The sequence below is a fragment of the Wolbachia endosymbiont of Muscidifurax uniraptor genome (genome assembly GCF_054149795.1).
The window spans coordinates 1122529-1145838 of sequence record NZ_CP083727.1 but is presented as its reverse complement, the minus strand read 5'-3'; the positions used below and the strand labels follow the sequence as shown (position 1 = coordinate 1145838).

Below are 23310 nucleotides of genomic sequence, written 5' to 3'. Positions count from 1 at the left end.
TAGTTGATTAACTGCTAATAGATACGCTATATTTTACAAAAATTTAGGTATTTTATGAGTGATGATATTACATCGGTAAATGATCAAAATTTCAAATCTGAAGTCACTGACTATAAAGGGTTTGTTCTGATAGACTTTTGGGCAGAATGGTGTGGGCCATGTAAAAGTCTAATGCCACGTATCGAACAATTGGCTAAAGACAGAAAAGGCAAGATTAAGATCTGCAAATTCGACATAGATGAAGGGACTGAAGTGCCAAGTAAGTATGGAGTGCAATCTATACCCACTTTAATCATATTTCAAGATGGTAAGGAAATTGCACGCAAAATTGGTGCAACAAATGATTTGTCAAGTTGGGTTGATAGTGAAATAAGCTAATAGACAAATTTGCTTTTGTGTGTATTATAAATATTGATAAAAGGGATTGTAGCTCAGTCGGTTAGAGCAGTTCGCTCATAACGAATTGGCCGTAGGTTCGAGTCCTACCAATCCCACCATTGTATTGATCTTAGCATGATCGTAACAATGAGAAAACTATAGTATATGAACTATATATTAATGTAATGGGGGAAATGATGGAATTTACTAAGTCTCTAAATAACAAGTTAGATGAATTGCGCTTACTAAATCATCCATTTTACCAGTCATGGAATACAGGAAGCTTAAGCTTGCAAGCTTTACAAACCTATGCTAAAGAATATTATCACCACGTTGCTGCGTTTCCTCGTTATATCAGTGGTATACATTTTTTGTGCCCAGATCTAAAAATGCGACAGGTTTTGCTTGGTAATTTGATAGAAGAAGAACAAGGTGATGAAAATCATCCAGAGTTATGGAAGCGTTTTGCTGAAGGACTTGGAGTAGCACGGTCTGATCTTCTTGAAGATGCACAAGTTAAGGAGACACAAGAATTAGTTGACGGTTACTTTGATATTGTACGATCAGATTTTGCTTCCGGTTTGGGTGCACTTTATGCTTATGAACGTCAAACTCCAGAGGTTTCTAAGTCTAAAATTGAAGGTTTAAAAAAACACTATTCAATAAGTGATGAGCGTTCTCTTCAATTTTTTACGGTCCATATGCATGCTGATGAATGGCATTCTGAGGAATGTGCAAATCTTATTGAAGATCTAGATGAAAAAGAGCAAGATAAAGTTATGCAGGGTGCTCAAAAGGGAGCAAGGCTCTTGTGGGGTTTTCTTGATGGAATGATGAATGCTAGCGTGTGTTAGTAGTTGTAAGTAGCTTAAACTCAGTGATGTTGGAATGCAATGTCTGCATGTAATCTTCTTATATCTGACTTACGGCTTTGGGTTCATTTAGGCTATAGTGCAGAAGAGAAGTATCATTCTCAATTAGTTAGTGTTAATATTGATTTTACCTTTAAATCCCCCCCTTTAGGACTTACAACTGACCGGCTTGAGGATACTATATGCTACTTGGAGGTAGTTCAGAGTATTCAATCTCTCGTTCAAAGCAAGCAATTCAACTTAATCGAGCATTTAACTCATGATATATACAGGACCATTAATAACCTTGTGATGCAAAAAAAGCTTATTATTTCTTCTATAGGCGTAACTATTCACAAAGTTGCACCACCTGTCCCCAGTGTGCATGGAGGTGTTTTCTTTACTTATCGTAATGCGTTGCAAGAATGATTTACATTTCTATTGGCTCAAATATGGGGAATCGCTTTTCCCATTTACAAAAGGCTGCTCAGTTACTGCAGGAACGCTATTTTAAAAATTTAAAATCTTCAATTATTCTGGAAACTAAGGCTATTTTACCGAATGATGCTCCACCTGGGTGGGACAGGCCATTTCTAAATATGGTTGTGTATGGAAGTTGTTCTTCTTCTCCTGAAGAGCTGTTAAAGGGCCTTAAACAAATTGAATGTGACATTGGCCGTCTGCAGGTCTATGAAAAATGGGCACCTCGCGTTATTGATTTGGATATTTTGTTATGGGATGACCTGACACTTGATACACCCTACCTTAAGATTCCTCACCCAGAATTGATAAACAGACCATTTTTGCTTCACTTGATGGCAATGCTGAGTCCCATGGCAGTAGTTAACAAAACGTTTGGTACTGTTAACCCTAACATTAAGGATTGCTTTTTAAGGAGTTTTACGCTTTCACCAGAGCTTATAGGTATTGTCAATATTACTCCTGATTCATTTTCAGATGGTGGTCTTTATTATGATGCAGATCAAGCAACCAAGCAGGCACTGCGGCTGTTATCAGATGGTGCAAGCATAGTTGAACTTGGTGCTCAATCAACAAGACCTGGCTCCTCAATACAAACTCCAAAAGCAGAGTATGCACGCTTAAAACCAGTGCTTGATGACCTTAATCAATATATGAAAGTTGGTGACATTAAAGTCAGCATTGATAGTTTCTGGCCAGATGTTATTTTGAACGTTTTGGAGCACTACAACATTGCCTGGGTAAACGATCAGAAGGGAGATCTAGATGATAATACCTTAAAAGCGATTGCTAGCAGTGGATGTAGTATCGTTATTATGCATTCACTCTCCATACCACCACATAGTGACAACATTATCCCAAGTGACATTGATCCAATTGATACCATAAGTAATTGGGCAGAAAGGAACATTAATAGATTACTAGCTCTAGGTTTTGATCAAAGCTCGATCATTATTGATCCTGGTATTGGTTTTGGCAAATCTATGTACCAGAATATCCAGATTTTACGCAGTATAGAAACGTTACAAAATTTTGGCTGCAAAGTTCTGGTTGGTCATTCTAGAAAGTCATTTATTTCTTCTTTTTCTACAGAACCTGTCTTTAACCGAGATTTAGAAACAATTGCTTTATCATCTGCATTGCACAACAAGGTTGATTTCCTTCGAGTGCATAATGTGCGTGATCACATGCGATTCTTTGTAGCTCAAGCTGCTTTACAGGGATGCTAGTTATCGGAATTATGGCTGTTGATCCCAAGGGGGTAATTGGAATAAATAATGGATTGCCCTGGCATTATCCAAGTGAGTTAGATCATTTTCGTCAGGTAACTGACAAACAAGTTATTGTTATGGGAAGAAAAACATTTGAAACTATGCCTCAAAACATATTGAAGGATCGTATCCCTGTTGTTTTTTCTCGTAACAAATTAAATTCTTGTTTTAACAGAGGAGTAAAATGCACTATTATTTCTTCTATGCAAGAGTTTTTGTCAATCCAAAGTAGTTCTAAAGTCTTCATGATTGGTGGAGCACAAATAGCGCACCTTTTTTTGGAGTATGATCTAATTTCAGAGTTTATCATAACAGAAATTCACAGACTTTATAAAGGTGATGTATATTTCAACTTAACACTTCTTGATGGATGGTATAAAACCGCTCTTGCTCAAACAAAAGATTATACTATATGCAAGCTGACACGTTAATATGCATGTTGAAGCAATTTATACCCACCGCATTGAATGTGGAGAAGTATTAGAGCAGGTTCTTGATCGCTATGTTTCAGAGTTGCTAAGAGAGGAAGTTGTTCTTGCTATCACATCAAAAATCATTTCTATTTGTCAAAAACAAGTGGTTTGCAAAACTGCTTGTTCTAAAGAAGAGCTAATCAAAAGAGAAGCTGATGCAATTGTTGATGTAGACCATAATTCTTACGGCATCTATTTAACAATCAAAGACAATATCTTAATTCCATCTGCTGGTATTGATGAATCAAATGGTAATGAAATGTATATTTTATACCCAAAGGATGTTCAGAAAACAGCTCTATCAATATGGAACTATCTCAAGACAAAACACTGCATAAAACATCTTGGTATTTTGATTACAGATAGTAACATAACACCTATGCGCCTTGGGGTTACGGGCGTTGCTCTTGGTTGGTGTGGATTTGAACCACTTTATTCCTATATAGGCAAGCCAGATCTTTATAATCAACCACTGCAAGTAACACAACTCAACCACTATCGGCTGAGAGCCGAAAGGTTGGATATAGCGCTGGAAGCGCGATGAGAAGCTAAAGCTACTCCAATCTTATACTAGATATAGAATGAGGCTGATGTGCATCTGTATGTTTATTGATGTACTCATTAATGACTTCATCTGTGATATGTCCGCTGGTAGCACTAAAGTATCCTCTTCCCCAAAAACGCTTTCCCCAGTACATTTTATTTAGCTCTGGAAATTCTTGTTGAACTTTGCGTGAAGACCTGCCTTTGGCTCTTTGAACAAAATCACTCACAGCTATATGAGGAGGTATTACTACGAATAAATGTAAATGATCTGATGATATTACTCCGTTTTCTATCTTAATCCCCATTTCTTCAGATACTTCTGCTATGATTGTTCGTATTCTCTCCTTCATAGCCTTAGTTAATACTCTGTACCGATATTTTGTAATCCAGACTATATGGTACCTATGATAAAATACAGTGTGTTTTCCTTTGTCATATTCCGTCATAACTATACTTTATAAAGTACAGTTATGACATTGACAAACTAAAGTTTCTCCACCTAGAAGGTGGAGGCTTGTACCATCTTATGGAAAGTCAATCTTCTTGATGCACTGGCAACATCTGCTGTTTTAGTTATGGGAGAAGGGGCAGAGCAAACACCGATGGCAATAATTAGTGGTGCACCAAAGGTTCACTTTCTTACTCATCCGCCAACTACAGAAGAAGAAAAAAGTGTGAAGATATCTATGGAAGAGGACCTTTACTCTCCTCTCCTCATGCGAGCCCGCTGGTTAAAGAGTTAAAGAGGAACTTAAAAATTTGCTATTAGACTTCTTAGAGTTTGTCCACAAACCAAGGAATACGTAGTATATAAAGAAAGAATATTGAGGTAAGAGATGAGGAAAAAATATCCAACAGATTTAAGTAAAAGGGAATGGGCAAGAATAGAAAAACACTTCAGAGTATCGTACAAGAAAGGAGGAAGGCCACCAAAATACAGTAAGTGTGAGATAGTAAATGCAATTCTTTATATACTGCGCACAGGATGTCAATGGCGCTATTTACCACACGATTTTCCGCCGTGGAAGGCTGTGCATGAACAGTTTAGAAGATGGAAAAAGCAGAGAATTTTTGAGAAAATGAACTATGATATCACTAAATATAGTAGGTCAAAAATGGGAAGCCGAGCGCATGCATAGTGGACAGTCAATCGGTAAAAACCACGGAAAAAGGGGGGGCAAAGGTTATGATGGTGCGAAAAAGGTAAAGGGGAGAAAAAGACATATAATCACAGATACTCAAGGATTTGTGCTTGGTTGCTATGTAGGAGCTGCAAGCGAAAATGACAGAGATGGGGTGAAGATGGCATTGGACAATATGAAGGAAAAATACAGCAATATTAAGAAAATGTGGGCTGATATGGGATACCAAGGAAAAGATTTAAAGGATTACGTAAAGAGAGAATATGGGATAGATATTGAAATTGTCAAAAGGCCTCCATGTAGGTTTTGGGTGCATAAAGATACACCACTAGAACTATTGCCACAACGGGATCCTGGATTTTCAGTACAGCCGAGAAGGTGGGTGGTAGAGAGGACTTTTGCTTGGATCAATAGAAATAGAAGGCTATCAAAGGAGTACGATTTACTTACAACATCTACTGAAAGTTTCATATATCTGGCTATGAGTAAAGTTATGTTAAGTAGGGAATATGCTTGATTTACTGGTTTGTGGACAACCTCTAAGCTATGGGAACGCTGGCGCATTAGATTTTGATTTTATATTAGAAAATGAAAAGCTAAAAAATAAAATGAAAGGACAGAAAGTAAGAGTTATAGTGCTGACATTAGCCAACTGAGAAACAGAGTTTTTGACCGAGATTTTGGAGCAAAGCTTATGTGTTAAGGTGGCACATAGAGGAGTGCTATAAACGACTCAAAGTAGGAGCAGAGTTAGAGAATTTTTCTGGAGAGGCTGTATTACAAGAATTTTGGGCAAACTTGGTCATGTGCAATATATTATCGCTTCATATATGTGATGCACAAGGGCCTTGGAACCCAGATCAAATTACTGAGTATCGTTTAAATTTTTCAGTTTTATTTAGTGTAATGAGACAGAAACTCTATCAGGTACTTATTGCACCAAAAAACTTTCAAGCCCTTTTTAAGTATACGCGCTAAAGTTAAAATCCGACCGGGACAGCCGCAATAAAGTAGATAAGCCTAAACGCCATCATGTCTTTAGGAGAGTTTGCTAATGAAAGTTCTTAAGTTGACGCCATTGGCTGAACGGATACGGAATGACACCATCCTTTTTTTTGGATTCCAGACTGGAATGACACCTCTGGACACTTCCGTCGTAAAGGAACCAGTGTCAGCTACTCGGATGACACCTTTTTTCTACTTAGTTTGGGTTATGCAAGAAGTCTAATGAAGTGAAAATAAATTTATTTACCAAAATAGAGTTGCCTTGGTCTACAGATCTTAGTTTCTTTATCATTTATCATTTCATACCACTGAGTAACCCAACCAGTGGTTCTTGCAAGTGCAAAAATAGGCGTGAACATATTTGAGGGAATATCGATAGCATTCATTATTATACCTGAGTAAAAATCAACATTTGGATATAACTTACGCACAATAAAATATTCATCCTTTAAAGCTATTTCTTCAAGTTTTTTTGCAATTTTAAGCAGTTCATTATTTTGTTCTAGTTTACTTAGAACCTCATGGCAAGCGCCTTTCAATATACGCGCGCGCGGATCATAATTTTTATAAACACGATGTCCAAATCCCATCAATTTAAATGGATCTTTATCATCTTTAGCTTTTTCGATGAATTTATCTATATCTCCACTTTGCTCTATCTCTTTTAGCATATTTATAACTGCCTCATTAGCTCCACCATGTGCTGGTCCCCAAAGTGTAGCAACTCCTGCAGAGAGGCTTGCAAACAGATTAGAACCAGCCGATCCCACCAATCTGACAGCCGCCGTAGAAGCATTCTGTTCATGATCAGCATGGAGAGTAAATATTTTATCCAGAGCTTTTGCAAAAAGGGTGCTTTTATCATTATCAACAGCATCGCCAAATATCATCTTTAAGAAATTTTCACTGTAACTTAATTCATTGTTAGCATTTATGAATTCCTGATTGTTGATATGCCCATAAATCATTGCAATAATTGTGGAAACTTGCGCTATTGCAGAAATTCCAAAATCTAGATCTTCACCATTGATATTGTTGCCATGCTTTTCATGGTAAGATGCTGACAAACTTGCAAAACATGCAACTAAGATTGACATAGGGTGAGCAGTTTTTGGAAATGCTTTAATTACATTTGTAACTTGCTCTGATACTTTGGATGATTCTTGTATTTTGAGAAGAAATTTTTTGTGTTGCTCTGAACTGGGTAATTCACCATAGAGCAATAAATAAATCACAGCAGTAAAATTATTATTCTCTGCCAAATCAGCTATATTATGTCCCCTATATTTAAGAACTCCTTCATCTCCATCAATGAATGTAATTGTAGAAGAGCATGAAGCTGTAGAAACAAACCCTGGATCGTAAGTGAATAATCCTGTCATCTTATATAAATCCTTGATATTTAACACATCAGGACCTGTTGTTCCGCTTAATACAGGTAGCTCGATTTTTAATCCATTACTTAGTTCTAATAGCACTTTTTTATCCATCACTTAAGCTACTTAAATTTTATACAGAATATACAAACTGAGGAGTATATATTAATACAGTTAACTTTACATTAACCGTATTAAGCGGTCATCAATGCTTTTACTTTTGCATTTAAGCGACTTATTTTACGCGCAGCAGTATTCCTATGAATAACACCTTTATTCACACACTTGTGTAAATTAGATTCAGCATTCCGAAATGCCAGAACAACATTTTCTTTGTCGCCAGACTTGATTATATCAACCAATTTTCTAATAGCGGTGCGAGTTTTACTTTTCCGCATCTTATTTATTAAAGTGCGTTTTGCTATTACCTTTATCATTTTTTTAGCACTCTTATGATTTGCCATATATTAATACCTAAAATACTGTACTTTCCTTTTAATTATAAAGTTTTTTTGTTAATTTGCAATATCAGTTTTTTCTATGGTTAATCTACTGCTTCTCTCTTCAATAATTTTTTCTAAACTTTGCAAGAATTCATTTTTGTTTAACCCAGAATATATTGGGGGCAATATTTCTATTACTGCCTTTCCGGGATTTTTTCTCAGAGAAAGTATGCTTTTTGGCCAAAACAAACCAGTGTTTAAAGCAACCGGTAACACAGGAACAGATAATACGCTATATAAAGCAGCAATACCTGGTTGATATTTTATATTTTGGTTTATAGTTGTTCTTGTACCTTCAGGAAATATTATTATGCTTCTATTTTCTTTTATACGCATTTTTGCTAGTTTGATTATATGGCGTATAGAACTGATACCATCTGAACGGTTAATAAAAATCATTTTCAGCGCTATAAGATGCAAACCAATGAATGGAATCCATTTCAATTCACGTTTTAAAATAAAAACCGCTTTTCTAAATAGTAGTATAAAAATAAATGTTTCAAATGGAGATTGGTGTTTAGATGCAATGATAAAAGGTTGCTTAGGGATGTTTTCCATTCCCCTCACTTCATATTTAATGCCACATAATAAACGCAGCATGAATAATACAACTCTCACCGAACAGACGAGGAAAATGGTTATTACACACTCAGAAAAGAAAATTACAGGGAGAGTAATGAAAGTATAGAATACCTCCCATAATATAAGAAAGAAATTAAACAATAAACTTGAAATCACAAACTCACATAAATTTATTTAAATTTAACTTTATTACAAATTAAAAACAATAAATTTAATTATTGATCATCTGAGTAATAGGATGCGAATCAGCTAATTTGTCCTTTAACTTTTCGTTAGCAATATGAGTATATATTTGTGTTGTAGAAAGGTTAGTATGGCCAAGAACTTTCTGTATCAACACAATATTTGCTCCGCTATCCAGTAGATGGGTAGCAAAAGAATGCCTAATCACGTGTGGAGAGATCTTATTTTCATCAATATTGCATTTTCTTGCTAACTCCTTCATTAATTGAGCGACCCTCTGCCTTGTAATTGGTTTATTAGGTTTATCACCTGGGAATAGCCAATCAGACTCCTTTCTGTTAGAGAGCAGATTGTCACGAACTGATAAATAATTTCTAAGGCTCTGCAATGCTTGTTCATTAAAAAGAATTTGCCTCTCTCTACCACTTTTTCCTTTTATTATTATATAGCATTCTTTGTTATTACTGTTTATTAAATGCGACACTTCACATAATTTCATACTAATTAGTTCAGAAACACGCATTCCAGAAGAGTAAAGGATATCTAAAATCGCACATAGCCTTTTACTGCTTATCTCTTTATTCGATTCGCTTGCTGATTTTCTCACTGCGTCCATTAGCAAAAATATTTCTTCGACACTTAAATACTTAGGCAAAGGACGAGAAACTTTTGGATTCTTTAATTCAGCATCATTAGCCGGCGCTGGATTAAAATCTATTATTCCGTCATTAAATAGACACTTATAGAAATTTTTCATAGCGGATATTTTTCTTGATATAGAGCTACTTTTATATTTTTTTTGTGTACATAAAGATTTCACATAATCTTTAATATTGGTTTTGTTTACACCAACCAAGGTAGTGCCGCTTTCCAATAAAAATTCTTCAAGCTGGTGTAAATCCGAACGATAACTTTCCAGAGTATTTTGTGTAGCGGACCTCTCTGAAGCTAAAGCATCTATGTAATATGTTATGTAAAGATTTTCTTTTTTATTTTGCGACTGTTTATTTTTCATTATCAGCCCCTATATTTATTTCTTTGGCTATAATTTGATTAGAAGTGTTCCCTGTGTTTCTTATGAGAAAATATGAGACAAATAAAGCATTTATCAATAGAGTGAACATCACAAACTTTTGCTTTAACCTTTTTCTTAAATTTAATCTTACTCTTATCATAGTTAAATTATAACGTTAAATCTATAAAAAACACCTTATAAAGTGAGCTCTACTATAAATATAGAATACTTCTTAGCTGTATCTATCTATATTTATTATAACATAACATTGATTATAATTCTAACATGGACAGATAGAGATTTCAATTACGTTAGTGTTATGGGTGTTAATAAATTTTTAATATACACCTTTACAAAAGAAGAAATCAAATGGCATCTTTTTTTAATAAAGTGCTAATAAAAGGAACGGTCACATTCGACCCTATAGATTCATTATCTATCTTCTCTATAATTTTATCAATGCTATAGAAAGAACGTTCTATTCTTGCTAAAATATAATTAATCACTTTTAAATCAATTTTTAACTGTTTATCTGAAAATCGTTTTATTAGCATAATTCTTAATAATTCCTCGCTTGCAGGCAAAATTTTTACGCTGATAGTTGATAATATTCGAGAACTTAAATCTCTTAATTTGAAGTTAAGCTTTTTTGGTGAAATTGAAGAAGTGATTAGCAGCCTCTTGTCACTTTCTTTCATGTAATTGTAACAATGTAATAACATTGCTTCATCTTTAATGTTTTGTACGTCTTCTAAAATAAAAGCATCGCTATACCTAATCTCGCTTACGAAGTTATTCACATTGATAAAAATTGCATCGTTTATTGATTGCCAAATATGAGCAAGATGAGTTTTACCGGAGCTTTTAGGTCCAAAAAGAATCAGACATTTCCAAGATAAATCATTAACTACCGAATTATACACGTGCTTATTTTCATCTAAGACGATGTAATTCTGCCGACTATAATCAGCTTGATTGTTGTTAAATAAATTTAATTGCACGTTGAACCTCTTACGTAACCTCTTTCTGGTAGTAATTTTTGCGCAGAAATTTACTTACGCTCCTCAAATGTGTCAGGTATTCTGGGCTCATTTCTCCTCTTACCATAAATTGATTATGCAAAAGGTCTGTTAGCCGTTTTTATAAAGCTCACTTTTAAAATATTTATTGATTGCATATTCTACTGATACATTGAACATTGCTATTATTGGAATAAAAAGTAATATACCTATAAATCCAAAATATGAAGCGCATATAGTAATTCCCAGAATAATTACAGTTGGATGTATATGAACTTTTTTTCCTATTAATAAAGGAACTAATATGTTTGAATCTATTAATTGCCCAACACCAAATAATAGCAAAACAGCAGCACTTTCAAACCATCCACTAAATTGAGTGATAGCGCTCAAAAACCCAATAATGGTATATAATAATGGCCCTACGTAAGGTATGAACGTTAACATTCCTGATAAAATTCCAATAACAATAGAGTGTTTCAATCCGATTATGCTCAGGCTTACAGAGTAAAAGATCATCATGACAATACATACATTTACCTGCCCCTTTAGATAATTAGATATAATGAAATCCACTTTGAAAAAATAATCTGCAATTTTTCCCCTGTAAGGAATAGGGATTAATTTATTAGCTTTTTCTATAATTAAAGGCCAATCACGTAATATATAGAAAAACACTACAGGAGTAATCACCATTAATGATACCGTGTTAAAGCTTGAACTTAACACTTGGATTATAAAGTTACTAGCAATATCAAGAGCATTCATGAAATAAGATACATAGTTGCTGTAATTTTCTGCTAGATTTTTAGATAAGTGATCAAATAAGCTATCCTCGATTTTTATATTAAGAAATTCTAATACAGAGGGGATTACTTTAAGCTCTAATGAAGGCACTTTACTCACTAAGAAATTTAATATTGAAGTAATTTGAACATATATAATAGGTAAAACAAATGTTATGACTAGTATAAAAGCTATTAATAAAACAAGTATTATAAAAATTACAGAACATGAACGTGGTATTCTATACTTTTCAAACTTAATTACTAGCGGATTAAACAAATATGCAATAATAATAGATATTAAACATGGAAAAATCATAGTACGCATCAGGAATAACATCCCTATTATAAAAAGCAGTATGAAACAAATAGTTATATGACGTTTTTGCATGTGTTTAGCATAGCTAATTTACTGAAAAATATGCAATTTATTTTTCCTATGTTGAAAGTATTTTACGATTTGTAATACTATCGTTTTTTACTAAAATTTAGTTGTTTAATCCGCAGGCGAAGATAGATTTTGAGCTCTCTAAATATCTCTTTTGCTATTATAATTATGCTAGTTAATAGGGGAAGTAACTTTTATATGATGTCAGAAATTTTATTTTTCGGAAAGAATCTTGGATAGAGAGGAAAGCTTCTACAAAAAGAAATATGTGCGCTAAGAAATACAAAATAGCAGCATTAATAGTTGCAGCGGGAGTAGGCAGTAGATGCAATTCTACGATTCCTAAGCAATATATAAAACTGGCAGGTAAATCTGTTTTATTTCATACAATTAAAAGATTTCTGGCTAACCAATATATAGATTACATAAGAATAGCAATTAATAGAGACCATGAAAGTTTCTATGAGAAAGCTATATCACTAATTACAGACACTAAATTACTAAGCCCTGTATACGGAGGAGAAAACAGGCAAAGTTCAGTTAAACTAGGGCTTGAAAGCTTACAAAAAGTTAACCCAGATTTTGTAGTTATACACGATGCTTGTAGGCCTTTTGTGTCAGATGTTCTGATAGATAACTTGGTTGAATCTATGATTAATGATCAATATACAGGAGTAGTTCCAGCAATAGAAGTTGAAGACACTATGTCATTGGTGAGTAATAGTTTTATTGAATCTACGATTTCAAGAGGAAAGCTCAGAGCCATACAAACCCCTCAAATTTTTAATTTCAAAGAATTATTATCATGCCATCAATCAGTCAAAGAATTTACTGACGATTCATCACTAATGGTAGAGCACAAAAAACATGTTGCGATCATTAAAGGTGAGAAAAGCAATTTTAAGTTAACCACAAAAGAGGATATCAATATGGCAAAGCTTCTTTTTGAAGAGCCAAAATTTCGTGTCGGAGCCGGTTATGATATACATAAGTTCATTAAAGTTCAAAATGGTGCTGAAAGCTTTATAAAAATTTGCGGTGTGAAAATTGAACACAACATGGCAATAGAAGCGCACTCTGATGGTGATGTTGCAATACATGCAATCGTTGATGCAATACTCGGAGCACTGGGATGTGGCGACATAGGAGAGCACTTTCCTCCTAGTTCCTCTGAATGGAAAGATTGCAATTCATCTCACTTTCTTGACTTTGCTGCTAAAAAAGCAAAAGAAAAAGGGTACAGCGTGTCTAATTTAGATATTACTATAGTTTGTGAAGAGCCTAAAATATCGCCTTACAAAGTAGAAATGAAGAAATTCATATCAAAAGCATTAGAAATTGATGATGAATTTGTAAATATCAAAGCAACCACTGCAGAGAAATTAGGTTATATTGGAAGAAATGAAGGAATAGCAGTGCATGCTTCTGTGTTATTGCATACAAACTTTTATTGGGAATAGAAACGAAAAAACTTACTTGACACCCTTCGCCAGTCCCCTTATCATGAAACTGAAGCTATTTATTTATCTTCGCAATCTGTGCAGGTTAATGACAAAAAACTTAGGGTATTTGGCGTCTCATGTTTAATTTTTCGCGCTACGTGCATCGCATGTCTTTAAAAATTTTTAGGTTTTTACCTATATAAGCCGAAACGCGCTTACAAAGCGTTTAAGACAGCAAAAAACGTCAAATTGACAAGGGAGAATTTGAATGCTAGCTACTACGGGGTTTCTTTGCCTTTTTTCCTGCTTAGTAAATTTCTTAAACACTTGCGGTGTAGGTTAGTTGCAAGTTAAAAGCAGCTAAATCGCTCTTAATCAAGCGTTTTAGAATAAAAAAAACGCCGATATTTTAGTACATAGTAAATAGCCAACCACCACGGGGCTTCTTTTGCCTTTTTTTTATTTGGTAAATTTCTTAATATTTATGGCTAAACGACAATCGTCATCCCGCTACTTGTTAGCGGGATCTAGAGATACCGCGGCGGCATGACGTAGGACTGCTGTCATTCAAGTAGCTGACGCTGGAACCCAGCCTTGCTGTAATCTCATCAAGAACGTTGTGTTTTAACATAAGATCAGCCACTTTTATGCTTACCAACTTAATAAAATTCCTGGATCCAAGTAGTCAGGCTACTCGGATGACACCTTCACAAAGTGAAATGAGATCCCGCTAACAAGCAGCGGGATGACGGGAAAAGAGGTGCTAGAATGACACCGTTTACTATGTAACATCTCATCATATCACAATGTTCGTACAGTTGTGGCGGTATGACGTAGAAAAACTGTTAACTTAAATCTATATTGACATGTCCCATTTTACGCTTATCCCTAACCTCTTTTTTCCCATATATGGTTAAACTAGCTTTTTCGTTGCTCAAATACTTATGAGAATCATATATATCATTACCTATTATATTTTTCGTCATACAAGGAAAGCGTAATACTACTTCCTGCATAGGTAACCCGCATATTATCCTAACTAGCTGTTCAAATTGACTAACGTTACATGCATCCAAGCTCCAGTGGCAAGAATTGTGAGGTCTGGGAGCTAGTTCATTAACTAACAATTCGTTATCTTTAGTAACAAAAAATTCAATAGCCAGAATTCCTATTACATCAAGCGCATTTGCTATTTTCTTTGCAGCTCGTTGTACCTCTTGAGTTAATTTGCTATCTATTTTAGCTGGCACTGTTGAAGTATCAAGTATTCCATCAACGTGGTAATTTTCTGCTATAGGAAAAAAAGCTACTTTACAGTTTTTATCTCTTGCAACGACTATTGAAACCTCTTTCAGTAAATCAACACTTGCTTCAAGAATGTACTCTGTATTCCAATCAAAGGAAGCAAATTGCTTCACTTCAGAATCATTCTCAAGCACATATTGTCCTTTTCCATCGTAACCCATTTCTGTTGTTTTCAGCCTTATTGGATAGCCAAAAGCTCTACTGCTTTTCAGTAGCTCATTATAATTTTGTATACTCTTATAGTTAGCAGTTTTTATACCCAAGTTTTTAATAAAATCCTTTTCTCTCAGTCTGTTCTGCGAAATGTGTAACGCTTTTTTACCCGGATAAAAATTTACATCGATATCAATTGCACTACATGGAATATTTTCAGACTCAATAGTAACTAAATCCACACTCTGTGCAAAAGATTCAAGAGCTTTCTTATCAGAGAAATCTGCTATTGTGAAATCATCAGCAACAGAGCAAGCCGGATCGTCTTTAGCACTGGCAAAAACATGTGTTTTTTGTCCAAGTTTTGTTGCAGCGATAGCAGTCATTTTACCTAATTGTCCACCACCTATTATTCCTATTACTTTTTTGCTAAGCGCATCTGGTTCGTTCATACTATAAATTGATATTTCCTAATTAAAGTATACTTGAAAAATCTATGAAAAAAGCATATAATTAGAATATTATCTTTTTATCATGAATATTCTATAATGATTCTAGAATACACATTGACTACCAACTTTGTTGAAGTTACAGTTTTACCAATTTACATTGAAGAGCAATCCATTCCTTATGAAAATTGCTATGTATGGATGTATAACGTTAAGATAAAAAACAAAAGCCAATCAACTATTCAATTGTTAAGTCGTCATTGGCAAATAATAGATTATAAGGGCAAAGTAAATGAAATTGCCGGAGTTGGTGTTATCGGAGAACAGCCTGTGATAAAATCTGGAGAGGTATTTAAATACACAAGTGGAACATACTTAAATGTACCGTCAGGAATAATGCAGGGTAAGTATGAATTTCTGAATGAAGAAAGCATAAAAGTTTTTGAAGTTATGATACCACCCTTCTCTTTGGATAGTCCATACATCAAAACTAGACCCCATTAACTGTCAAAATAGTTTATTTGTAACCAGACTGCATTCTGTGATTTTTAGCAAAGCACGATCTTTCATTTGAGCTTTCTTCAATTTAAAATAAATACAGAAACTAGCTATCTTCAAAAATATGGTTGAATAATTGTTAATAATAGTGTATAATTATTAATATTTTCAAGCATTTTTGCCATGGCTCTCTCAAAATTTCTCGATCCTCGCAATGATTTGTGTTTCAAAAAAATCTTTGGAACGGAAAAAAATAAGAATATCCTGATCCACTTTTTGAACGATATTTTAGGGTTTACTGAGATAAATGCAATACAAGAAGTTGAGTTTCTTAGCACTATTATGGATCCCGAAGTTGCCTCTGATAAACAAAGTATTGTTGATGTTCTCTGCAAGGATTCTCACGGAAATAGATATATAGCAGAAATGCAGCTCGCTAGAGACAAGGGCTTCGAAAAACGCGCTCAATTATATGCCGCTAAAGCCTACTCAAGACAATTAGATAAATCTGGCAACTACATTGATTTAAAGAAAGTCTTCTTTATTGCTATATCAAATTGTAACTTACTTCCTGAAGAAGTTGATTATATTTCTACTCACAATATACGTGATATAAAAACTAACGGCCATTACTTAAAAGATTTTCAGTTTGTCTTTATTGAGTTGCCTAAATTCGCAAAAAATAAAGTAGAGCAGTTAGAAAGTATAGTAGAAAGGTGGTGTTTCTTTTTTAAATACGCAGAAGAAACAACAGAAGAGGACTTAAAAGAGATAGCAGAAAAAGCGCCAATAATAAAGCTAGCATATGATGAATTAGACAAGTTTCGTTGGAACGAAAAAGATTTAGTAGCCTATGAAGAAAGGATAATGGATCTACGCAAAGAAGAAGCTATTCTTGAATACAGACTTGATCTTGCTGAAGAGAAAGGTATACAAAAAGGTATAGAGAAAGGGAAAATTGAAGAGAAAATTGAAGTCGCAAAAGCAATGCTGGCTAATAATGTTGATGTCAACACTATTGTTAAGTTTACTGGCCTTTCTATTAGTGAGATTGAAGAATTAAGTGGAAATCTGTGAACAGTTACGTTTATTTTTTATCCTTATCATCAAGTGTAAATAAGGTTATTGTAGAGATTAAGCCTATTATAACTATTATTAACGAAAATGGGGCAGCTTCTCTATAGCGCTCATCGCTTACAAGTTCATATATTCTAGTTGATATAGTTTCAAAATTAAATGGTCTTATAATAAGTGTTGCTGTGAGCTCTTTGATAGTATCCATAAATACGAGCAAAAATCCCGATAATATACTCTTCTTGATGAGAGGGATATGAACATTCAAACATGTGGAAATAGGTCCATGACCCATAGTATATGCAGTCCACTCAATTTCATTTGGTGTTTTTTTGAGCCCTGACTCTACCGCCTTGAAAGATATAGCAAAAAAACGGAATAAATATGAGTAAACTAATGCGCCAATAGTTCCTACTAAGCTAATTTCCACAACATATTGAGTAATGAAAGAGGATATTCTGCTTAAAAATATTATTATACTAATTGCGATAATTGCATTTGGAATTGCGTAGCCTAAAGAAATGAGACGCGCTATATTGTTGATTACCTTATTTTTACGCGCCGTATATCCAATCATTATTGCAATGCTAATTGAGATTAATGCGGTGATAAATGATAAACTAATGCTATTTGCTATTATGTTATAGAATCTTGCTTCGTATATGAAAAACCCCTTCTCTATGCTCCAATATATGAGCGGAATCATTGGCAAAATAAAACCTATTAATATCGGCAATACACACATAAGATAAGCAAAGATCAACTGTATAGCGCCACTTATACTCCGTTTGTTGTGATAATCTGAATTGGTATTGATTGAAGAGTAGGATATTCCTTTTTTTTGTAGTTTTTTTTCGATAGCTATTAGTGTTGCAACGAAAATCAACTCTGCAACTGCTAAAACAGTAGTTGAATATTTGTCATGCAGTAAAAACCAGGTGCGATATATTCCTGTCGTAAAAGTATCGATAGCAAGAAACTGTGGTGTGCCGAAATCTGTAATTACTTCCATTAGTACCAAAGACAACCCAGCTATAATTGATGGGCGTATGGAGGGTATGATGACAGAAAACAGGCTCTTCAATGAGGAGAACCCAAGTGTTGACGCAACAGTGACTGAGTTACTAACATTCTTTAGACTTGAGCGGACTAACATATAAACGTATGGATATAGGCTGAATCCCATTACTAATATTCCACCACCTAGGGATTTTATTTCAGGAAACCAATAGTCACCTTTGCTCCACTCTAAAATGTCTCTTAATGAGCTCTGCACCGGACCTGAAAACTCTAGTGTATTTACATAGACGAACGCTACTATATATCCAGGAATCGATATTGGAAAGAACAAAGCAATCTCAAAAATTTTACTTCCAGGAAATGAAAAAAATGTGGTAAGCCAAGCTGGAATTACTCCAAATATAAAGGATATTCCCCCCACTCCTATCATCAAAATTAACGTATTCAGTATATATTCAGGGAAAAGTGTGCTGATTACCCATCCAGAATTTGCTGATTCTGTAAATAGAATCGATATTAACGATAGTATAGGACAGACGAATAATATACTTACTGAAAATAAGAATATATTTTTAAATACTCTCAAAAACATTAATTTGGATCTATATTTGATATTAAAATGTTATATGTAAAAACTAAAGATATCCAGTAATTAACAGCCGTACTATTGAATATCTTTATAATTTTGTATATCATGTTTTTAGTTGATAAGTGAATAATCATGAGCTTCGTCATTGCAACTTTCTATCACTTTGTAGAACTCTCTAATTATTATGACATGAAAGACGAAATAAAAACTGTATGCGACAACATTGAATTAAAGGGTACTATACTCCTTGCAGAAGAGGGTATTAATGCAACCGTATCTGGTGAAAGAAACGCGATTGATAAAATATTCGATTTTCTACGTTCTGATTATAGGCTAAGGGACCTTACATGGAAAGAGAGTGCAGCAGAATATCAACCATTTAGCAAGATGAAGGTAAAATTAAAAAGAGAGATTGTGAATCTTGGTGTAGGCAATCTTGATATTTCCCTTAAGGGTAAATATGTTGATCCAGAGCATTGGGATGATTTTACTTCTCAACCTGACGTTTTAGTAATAGATACACGAAATGAGTATGAAGTGAAATTAGGCAAGTTTAAGAATGCAATTAATCCACACACACAATGTTTCCGTGAGTTTCCTCAGTGGACAGAGTCATTTTCTGAGAGTAAAGACCTGAAAGTGGCTATGTACTGCACTGGTGGGATTAGATGCGAAAAATCTACAGCATATATGAAAAGCCTTGGATTTAGTGATGTTTACCATCTTAAAGGCGGCATTCTTTCTTACCTTGAAAAAACTTATAATAAAAATGGTAATTGGAAAGGAGAATGTTTTGTTTTTGATGATAGAATTGCTGTTGATAACTCACTTACTCCAAGCAACACAATAAAATGCATATTCTGCTCAAATCAAGTTTCAACTGATAAACTGAAATCAGTTCCACGTGGCCAAGTGGTTTGTTTCAACTGTAAACTTTAGCATTAGAAAAAAGCTCCTGTACTAGAATTTAACACGGATCTTCAACAACTCCTTCGTGGTTGCATATTGTTTAATTCAGTGCTTTCAAGATATGTACTCACAGCATAACCCACCCCAGCTCCGAGTAACGCGCCAACCACAGCAGATGCAATAAACGCTGCAACAGAAACACCAACAGGAGTTAAAGCAGCAGCCCCTAAACAATATGCTGCAACTAGACCAATAACTAAACCAACTGTTGCTCCACAAATATAGTATTTGCTACTGCTTTTAAGTTTTTCTTGCGAGTTTGATACCTCATCCTGCAATTTTACGTTTGCACCTTTACCGCTAATCTTGTAACCAATTATATTAAGTGAAGGAAGATTTTTTTTGAGTTTATCTAATTCTTTTGCAACTTCATTGCTAATCTTGCAACCAATTAAATTGACTCAACCACTATCGGCTGAGAGCCGAAAGGTTGGATATAGCGCTGGAAGCGCGATGAGAAGCTAAAGCTACTCCAATCTTATACTAGATATAGAATGAGGCTGATGTGCATCTGTATGTTTATTGATGTACTCATTAATGACTTCATCTGTGATATGTCCGCTGGTAGCACTAAAGTATCCTCTTCCCCAAAAACGCTTTCCCCAGTACATTTTATTTAGCTCTGGAAATTCTTGTTGAACTTTGCGTGAAGACCTGCCTTTGGCTCTTTGAACAAAATCACTCACAGCTATATGAGGAGGTATTACTACGAATAAATGTAAATGATCTGATGATATTACTCCGTTTTCTATCTTAATCCCCATTTCTTCAGATACTTCTGCTATGATTGTTCGTATTCTCTCCTTCATAGCCTTAGTTAATACTCTGTACCGATATTTTGTAATCCAGACTATATGGTACCTATGATAAAATACAGTGTGTTTTCCTTTGTCATATTCCGTCATAACTATACTTTATAAAGTACAGTTATGACATTGACAAACTAAAGTTTCTCCACCTAGAAGGTGGAGGCTTGTACCATCTTATGGAAAGTAAAGTAAGATTTGTAAGTTTGGTTAATTCTTTTGCAACTTCAACACCAATATTGCACCCAGCTAAATGAAGTGAAGTAAGATTTTTGAGCTCAGCTAATTCTTTTACAATTTCAACACTAATCTTGCACTCAGTTAAATCAAGTCTTGTGATATTTGGTATGCCTACTAACTTACTTACATCCGTGTAATCTAACCTACATAAAGCTGGAGTGTCGCCCTGTGTGTAAAATATCATTTATCCCACCACATTATTAGAGTATATTTTAACTTTACCTAATATTTCAATAACAGTCTACTTCTTACCCTTAATCAACTCTAAAGCCTTCTCCAGATCTATACTCTCAATATCTGCACTCTTGCCCAAAGCAACGTTTGTTTTACCGCATTTTATATAGAATCCGTACCTACCGTTGCAGATAAAAACTTCTTTTCCCTTTTCATTAACCCCGAGAGATTTTAACTCTTTGCGTGGACTGTTTGCAATAATTTGTACAGCTTCGCTCAATTCTGTATTCAGCACCTCTTTGGAGCTTTTCTTAAGAGAAAAGTATCTACCATCATAGAAAATATAGTACCCAAATCGCCCAAGGCCTATTTTTACTTCCTTTCCGGTTTCAGGGTGTTCTCCGATTACTTTTGGCAAGGAAAGTAACTGAGTAGCGGTGCTCAGATCAATCTCATTAACATTTATATCTTTTGGTATGGAAACCGTTTTTTTCTTTTTTAACTCGTTATTAAACTCAAGATAAAGTCCAAAAGGACCCTTTTTGATCATCACTTCTTGGTTTGTTATATCATCTATACCTAAACTTTTTGGATATTCTGAATTGTCGTTACTGCCCGTAATTTCTTTTGTATGGTTGCATTCAGGATAGTTAGAACATCCAAGGAACACCCCGGCTTTTCCAAAGTTCAATTTCAATATGCCACCTAAGCAAGCAGGACATTTCGTATTCACCTCTTTTTTTCCTTCTTCTGAACAAAACCAATCGATTACCAAATCGTGAATGCCGCTGAAAACTTCATCATGCGTCATTTGCTTAACAGAGTTTACATGACCAAAAAATGGCACCCAAAAGTGGCCTAATTCTTTTTTCCAATCTGCATGTCCATTTGAAATTAAATCAAGCTTTTCTTCCATTTGTGCTGTGAAATCATACTCTACACAACGCTGAAAAAAAGTTTCTAAAAATATAGTAACGATTTTACCACGACTGCTTGGAATAAACCTTTTGCTATCCAATGAAACGTACTCACGATCTTGTAATACCGAAATAATTGTTGCATAAGTTGATGGTCGACCTATACCGATTTCTTCCATTTTTTTTACGATACTTGCTTCACTATAACGAGGTGGCGGTTGAGTGAAATGTTGTTTTGGCTCAACTGAAATCAGCTTGCATGCTTCCCCTTCCTTCATGGCAGGTAGCAGGCCTTCATTTTCGGCTTCCATGTTATCTTGATAGACTCTATAAAAACCATCAAAGAATATACTCGACCCACTTGCTCGCAGAACTACTTTTTGATCAGTAGAACTAATTTCAACTACCACTTGATCAAGGATCGCCGACTCCATTTGACTTGCAATGGTCCTTTTCCAGATTAAATCGTACAATTTAAATTGCTCTGGCGTTAAGTAATCCTTAATACTACCCGGCGTTCTATTGATATCAGTTGGACGAATTGCTTCATGTGCTTCTTGAGCATTTTTGACCTTTTTTACATATTTACGAGGAGACTGCGGTAAATATTTATCACCATATAATGACTTAATTGACCCTCTAATTGAGTTTATAGCCTCATCTGCAATATGAAACCCATCTGTACGCATGTAAGTTATCAACCCTACAGTTTCACCACCAATATCGATACCTTCATATAAATTTTGCGCTATGCGCATAACACTTTTCACATTAAAATACAGTTTATTCACTGCATCTTGCTGAAGACTTGAAGTAATAAACGGAGGAAGTGGGTTTCTCTTAACTTGCTTGCGTTCTACTGTGCTTACAGCATATTGCCTTGACTCAATCTCCCTGACTAAGTTCTTTGCTTCTTCTTCATTCTTAATATCAAATTTTTCTAGCTTTTTATTGTCATAGTGGCTTAGCATAGCAAAAAAAGCCTCATCTTTGCTATTTTGCATTTCTGCCTTTATGCTCCAATACTCCTGTGTTATAAATTTACTAATTTCATCTTCTCGTTCGCATATAATCTTTAATGCAACAGACTGCACGCGTCCTGCAGACTTGCTCCCCGACAATTTTGTCCACAGCAGTGGTGACAAACTAAACCCAACTAGATAATCCAAAGCTCTACGTGCTTGTTGTGCACGCACTAAATCCATATTTATTTCACGTGGATTTTTTATAGCCTCTTGTACTGCTCTTTTTGTTATCTCATTAAAGACTACTCTATAAATGTTGTTTTCATTACTGATTGCTTTCTTTTCTTTTAATGTCTCTATCACATGCCAAGCCATTGCTTCCCCTTCTCTGTCTGGGTCTGTTGCAAGATATATATCTGATGTTTTGCTTGCGGCTTTTACTAGCTCTTTTATATATTTTTCTGCTTTTTCAATGGTTTCATACTTTATAGCAAAATCATTATCCGGATCGACAGAGCCGTTTTTTGCTGGAAGATCCCTCACATGTCCAAAGGATGCAGCTACTTTGAACTCTTTACTCAAATATTTACCTATTGTCTTTGCTTTCGCAGGTGATTCAACTATTAATAATGCCATATTGTTAATTATTTTAGTACTTAAAGATAATATGTTGAGAAATATACGATGAAAAGTAAAAAAATATTTTAATAGG

At 34.7% G+C, this 23310-nt stretch carries 25 protein-coding genes, 1 tRNA gene and 2 pseudogenes; 15 read left to right on the top strand and 13 right to left on the bottom strand.

The genetic code is table 11. From position 1 onward, the window contains the following. The first annotated feature begins 54 nt into the window (after positions 1-54). From trxA to LA754_RS05895, 7 genes are all read left to right on the top strand, one after another. Positions 55-378, top strand: coding sequence for a thioredoxin (gene trxA, locus LA754_RS05925; RefSeq protein ID WP_006279168.1), 324 nt, complete (start codon positions 55-57; stop codon positions 376-378). Between the two features lie 42 nt (positions 379-420). Beyond that, positions 421-497 (top strand) — tRNA-Ile (locus LA754_RS05920). Positions 498-575: 78 nt separating this feature from the next. Beyond that, positions 576-1232: a CADD family putative folate metabolism protein gene (locus LA754_RS05915; protein WP_457923631.1), complete on the top strand. Its 657-nt coding sequence runs from the start codon at positions 576-578 to the stop codon at positions 1230-1232. Between the two features lie 39 nt (positions 1233-1271). Further along, positions 1272-1658, top strand: a complete 387-nt coding sequence (locus LA754_RS05910) for a dihydroneopterin aldolase (RefSeq protein ID WP_007548841.1) — start codon at positions 1272-1274, stop codon at positions 1656-1658. Continuing rightward, on the top strand, positions 1655-2938 hold the full coding sequence (folP, locus tag LA754_RS05905) for a dihydropteroate synthase (protein ID WP_077190481.1): 1284 nt from the start codon (positions 1655-1657) through the stop codon (positions 2936-2938). The genes LA754_RS05910 and folP overlap by 4 nt, the downstream gene beginning before the upstream one ends. Then, positions 2932-3411, top strand: a complete 480-nt coding sequence (locus LA754_RS05900; protein WP_006279286.1) for a dihydrofolate reductase — start codon at positions 2932-2934, stop codon at positions 3409-3411. Before folP ends, LA754_RS05900 begins: the two co-directional genes overlap by 7 nt. Position 3412: 1 nt before the next feature. Continuing rightward, positions 3413-3997 (top strand): coenzyme F420-0:L-glutamate ligase, encoded by a 585-nt coding sequence (locus LA754_RS05895; protein WP_457923630.1) that lies wholly within the window; start codon positions 3413-3415, stop codon positions 3995-3997. Positions 3998-4007: 10 nt separating this feature from the next. Here LA754_RS05895 and tnpA (LA754_RS05890) read toward each other — a convergent pair whose 3' ends face one another. Continuing rightward, positions 4008-4445: an IS200/IS605 family transposase gene (tnpA, locus tag LA754_RS05890; protein ID WP_006279552.1), complete on the bottom strand. Its 438-nt coding sequence runs from the start codon at positions 4443-4445 to the stop codon at positions 4008-4010. Between the two features lie 60 nt (positions 4446-4505). On the opposite strand from tnpA (LA754_RS05890), the gene LA754_RS05885 reads away from it, so the two are divergent. The 3 genes and pseudogenes from LA754_RS05885 to LA754_RS05875 form a co-directional block, all read left to right on the top strand. Continuing rightward, on the top strand, positions 4506-4742 hold the full coding sequence (locus tag LA754_RS05885) for a hypothetical protein (protein ID WP_457923629.1): 237 nt from the start codon (positions 4506-4508) through the stop codon (positions 4740-4742). A gap of 93 nt (positions 4743-4835) precedes the next feature. Beyond that, positions 4836-5658, top strand: a pseudogene (locus tag LA754_RS05880) (IS5 family transposase). A 37-nt stretch (positions 5659-5695) separates the two neighbouring features. Continuing rightward, positions 5696-6196: pseudogene (locus LA754_RS05875) on the top strand (IS4-like element ISWosp8 family transposase); the annotation flags it as partial. A 189-nt stretch (positions 6197-6385) separates the two neighbouring features. Here LA754_RS05875 and LA754_RS05870 read toward each other — a convergent pair. The 6 genes from LA754_RS05870 to LA754_RS05845 form a co-directional block, all read right to left on the bottom strand. Beyond that, entirely contained in the window at positions 6386-7636 is a 1251-nt protein-coding gene (locus tag LA754_RS05870) for a citrate synthase (RefSeq protein ID WP_077190516.1), read from the bottom strand. Positions 7637-7716: 80 nt separating this feature from the next. Beyond that, on the bottom strand, positions 7717-7986 hold the full coding sequence (rpsT, locus tag LA754_RS05865; protein ID WP_006279236.1) for a 30S ribosomal protein S20: 270 nt from the start codon (positions 7984-7986) through the stop codon (positions 7717-7719). 51 nt (positions 7987-8037) lie between these two features. Next, on the bottom strand, positions 8038-8763 hold the full coding sequence (locus LA754_RS05860; RefSeq protein WP_006279235.1) for a lysophospholipid acyltransferase family protein: 726 nt from the start codon (positions 8761-8763) through the stop codon (positions 8038-8040). A 55-nt stretch (positions 8764-8818) separates the two neighbouring features. Next, positions 8819-9805 (bottom strand): tyrosine recombinase, encoded by a 987-nt coding sequence (locus tag LA754_RS05855; RefSeq protein WP_077190518.1) that lies wholly within the window; start codon positions 9803-9805, stop codon positions 8819-8821. A gap of 365 nt (positions 9806-10170) precedes the next feature. Then, positions 10171-10806: a DnaA ATPase domain-containing protein gene (locus LA754_RS05850; RefSeq protein ID WP_077188602.1), complete on the bottom strand. Its 636-nt coding sequence runs from the start codon at positions 10804-10806 to the stop codon at positions 10171-10173. Positions 10807-10935: 129 nt separating this feature from the next. Further along, on the bottom strand, positions 10936-12000 hold the full coding sequence (locus LA754_RS05845) for an AI-2E family transporter (protein WP_077188603.1): 1065 nt from the start codon (positions 11998-12000) through the stop codon (positions 10936-10938). Positions 12001-12263: 263 nt separating this feature from the next. Here LA754_RS05845 and LA754_RS05840 point away from each other — a divergent pair, with 263 nt between their 5' ends. Next, entirely contained in the window at positions 12264-13457 is a 1194-nt protein-coding gene (locus tag LA754_RS05840; RefSeq protein WP_077188604.1) for a bifunctional 2-C-methyl-D-erythritol 4-phosphate cytidylyltransferase/2-C-methyl-D-erythritol 2,4-cyclodiphosphate synthase, read from the top strand. Between the two features lie 827 nt (positions 13458-14284). On the opposite strand, the gene LA754_RS05835 is transcribed toward LA754_RS05840, so the two are convergent. Beyond that, positions 14285-15349: a 5-(carboxyamino)imidazole ribonucleotide synthase gene (locus LA754_RS05835; protein WP_006279559.1), complete on the bottom strand. Its 1065-nt coding sequence runs from the start codon at positions 15347-15349 to the stop codon at positions 14285-14287. Positions 15350-15448: 99 nt separating this feature from the next. Here LA754_RS05835 and apaG point away from each other — a divergent pair, with 99 nt between their 5' ends. Next, complete coding sequence (gene apaG, locus LA754_RS05830) at positions 15449-15850, top strand: Co2+/Mg2+ efflux protein ApaG (RefSeq protein WP_179951370.1); 402 nt, start codon at positions 15449-15451, stop codon at positions 15848-15850. A gap of 177 nt (positions 15851-16027) precedes the next feature. Further along, the gene (locus LA754_RS05825) at positions 16028-16921 is read left to right on the top strand and encodes an Rpn family recombination-promoting nuclease/putative transposase (RefSeq protein WP_006279557.1); all 894 of its coding nucleotides are present in this window, start codon (positions 16028-16030) and stop codon (positions 16919-16921) included. 10 nt (positions 16922-16931) lie between these two features. Here LA754_RS05825 and LA754_RS05820 read toward each other — a convergent pair whose 3' ends face one another. Next, positions 16932-18530, bottom strand: a complete 1599-nt coding sequence (locus tag LA754_RS05820; RefSeq protein ID WP_006279556.1) for an ABC transporter permease — start codon at positions 18528-18530, stop codon at positions 16932-16934. Between the two features lie 129 nt (positions 18531-18659). Between LA754_RS05820 and trhO the strand changes: the two genes are divergently transcribed. Next, positions 18660-19466 (top strand): oxygen-dependent tRNA uridine(34) hydroxylase TrhO, encoded by an 807-nt coding sequence (gene trhO, locus LA754_RS05815; protein ID WP_006279554.1) that lies wholly within the window; start codon positions 18660-18662, stop codon positions 19464-19466. Positions 19467-19507: 41 nt separating this feature from the next. Here the strand turns inward: trhO and LA754_RS05810 are convergent, their stop codons facing one another. After that, positions 19508-19774, bottom strand: coding sequence for a hypothetical protein (locus tag LA754_RS05810; RefSeq protein WP_006279553.1), 267 nt, complete (start codon positions 19772-19774; stop codon positions 19508-19510). A 64-nt stretch (positions 19775-19838) separates the two neighbouring features. Between LA754_RS05810 and LA754_RS05805 the strand changes: the two genes are divergently transcribed. After that, positions 19839-19961, top strand: coding sequence for a hypothetical protein (locus tag LA754_RS05805; protein WP_457923628.1), 123 nt, complete (start codon positions 19839-19841; stop codon positions 19959-19961). A gap of 2 nt (positions 19962-19963) precedes the next feature. On the opposite strand, the gene tnpA (LA754_RS05800) is transcribed toward LA754_RS05805, so the two are convergent. Genes tnpA (LA754_RS05800) through topA form a run of 3 tightly spaced genes read right to left on the bottom strand, consistent with a single transcriptional unit; the run spans position 19964 to position 23234 of the window. After that, positions 19964-20401: an IS200/IS605 family transposase gene (tnpA, locus tag LA754_RS05800; protein WP_006279552.1), complete on the bottom strand. Its 438-nt coding sequence runs from the start codon at positions 20399-20401 to the stop codon at positions 19964-19966. Between the two features lie 22 nt (positions 20402-20423). Further along, complete coding sequence (locus LA754_RS05795; RefSeq protein WP_006279551.1) at positions 20424-20726, bottom strand: leucine-rich repeat domain-containing protein; 303 nt, start codon at positions 20724-20726, stop codon at positions 20424-20426. A gap of 57 nt (positions 20727-20783) precedes the next feature. Then, the gene (gene topA / locus LA754_RS05790) at positions 20784-23234 is read right to left on the bottom strand and encodes a type I DNA topoisomerase (protein WP_077188609.1); all 2451 of its coding nucleotides are present in this window, start codon (positions 23232-23234) and stop codon (positions 20784-20786) included. Positions 23235-23310: the final 76 nt, after the last annotated feature.

Bases quoted from the DNA above. Each gene is read 5' to 3' on its own strand.
- LA754_RS05825 (WP_006279557.1), top strand. From the start codon at position 16,028: ATGGCTCTCTCAAAATTTCTCGATCCTCGCAATGATTTGTGTTTCAAA.
- LA754_RS05795 (WP_006279551.1), bottom strand. From the start codon at position 20,726: ATGATATTTTACACACAGGGCGACACTCCAGCTTTATGTAGGTTAGAT.
- LA754_RS05845 (WP_077188603.1), bottom strand. From the start codon at position 12,000: ATGCAAAAACGTCATATAACTATTTGTTTCATACTGCTTTTTATAATA.
- LA754_RS05855 (WP_077190518.1), bottom strand. From the start codon at position 9,805: ATGAAAAATAAACAGTCGCAAAATAAAAAAGAAAATCTTTACATAACA.
- tnpA (WP_006279552.1), bottom strand. From the start codon at position 20,401: ATGACGGAATATGACAAAGGAAAACACACTGTATTTTATCATAGGTAC.
- folP (WP_077190481.1), top strand. From the start codon at position 1,655: ATGATTTACATTTCTATTGGCTCAAATATGGGGAATCGCTTTTCCCAT.
- LA754_RS05835 (WP_006279559.1), bottom strand. From the start codon at position 15,349: ATGAACGAACCAGATGCGCTTAGCAAAAAAGTAATAGGAATAATAGGT.
- LA754_RS05820 (WP_006279556.1), bottom strand. From the start codon at position 18,530: ATGTTTTTGAGAGTATTTAAAAATATATTCTTATTTTCAGTAAGTATA.
- rpsT (WP_006279236.1), bottom strand. From the start codon at position 7,986: ATGGCAAATCATAAGAGTGCTAAAAAAATGATAAAGGTAATAGCAAAA.
- LA754_RS05895 (WP_457923630.1), top strand. From the start codon at position 3,413: ATGCATGTTGAAGCAATTTATACCCACCGCATTGAATGTGGAGAAGTA.
- tnpA (WP_006279552.1), bottom strand. From the start codon at position 4,445: ATGACGGAATATGACAAAGGAAAACACACTGTATTTTATCATAGGTAC.
- LA754_RS05840 (WP_077188604.1), top strand. From the start codon at position 12,264: ATGTGCGCTAAGAAATACAAAATAGCAGCATTAATAGTTGCAGCGGGA.
- LA754_RS05870 (WP_077190516.1), bottom strand. From the start codon at position 7,636: ATGGATAAAAAAGTGCTATTAGAACTAAGTAATGGATTAAAAATCGAG.
- trxA (WP_006279168.1), top strand. From the start codon at position 55: ATGAGTGATGATATTACATCGGTAAATGATCAAAATTTCAAATCTGAA.
- trhO (WP_006279554.1), top strand. From the start codon at position 18,660: ATGAGCTTCGTCATTGCAACTTTCTATCACTTTGTAGAACTCTCTAAT.
- LA754_RS05910 (WP_007548841.1), top strand. From the start codon at position 1,272: ATGTCTGCATGTAATCTTCTTATATCTGACTTACGGCTTTGGGTTCAT.
- topA (WP_077188609.1), bottom strand. From the start codon at position 23,234: ATGGCATTATTAATAGTTGAATCACCTGCGAAAGCAAAGACAATAGGT.
- LA754_RS05915 (WP_457923631.1), top strand. From the start codon at position 576: ATGGAATTTACTAAGTCTCTAAATAACAAGTTAGATGAATTGCGCTTA.
- LA754_RS05900 (WP_006279286.1), top strand. From the start codon at position 2,932: ATGCTAGTTATCGGAATTATGGCTGTTGATCCCAAGGGGGTAATTGGA.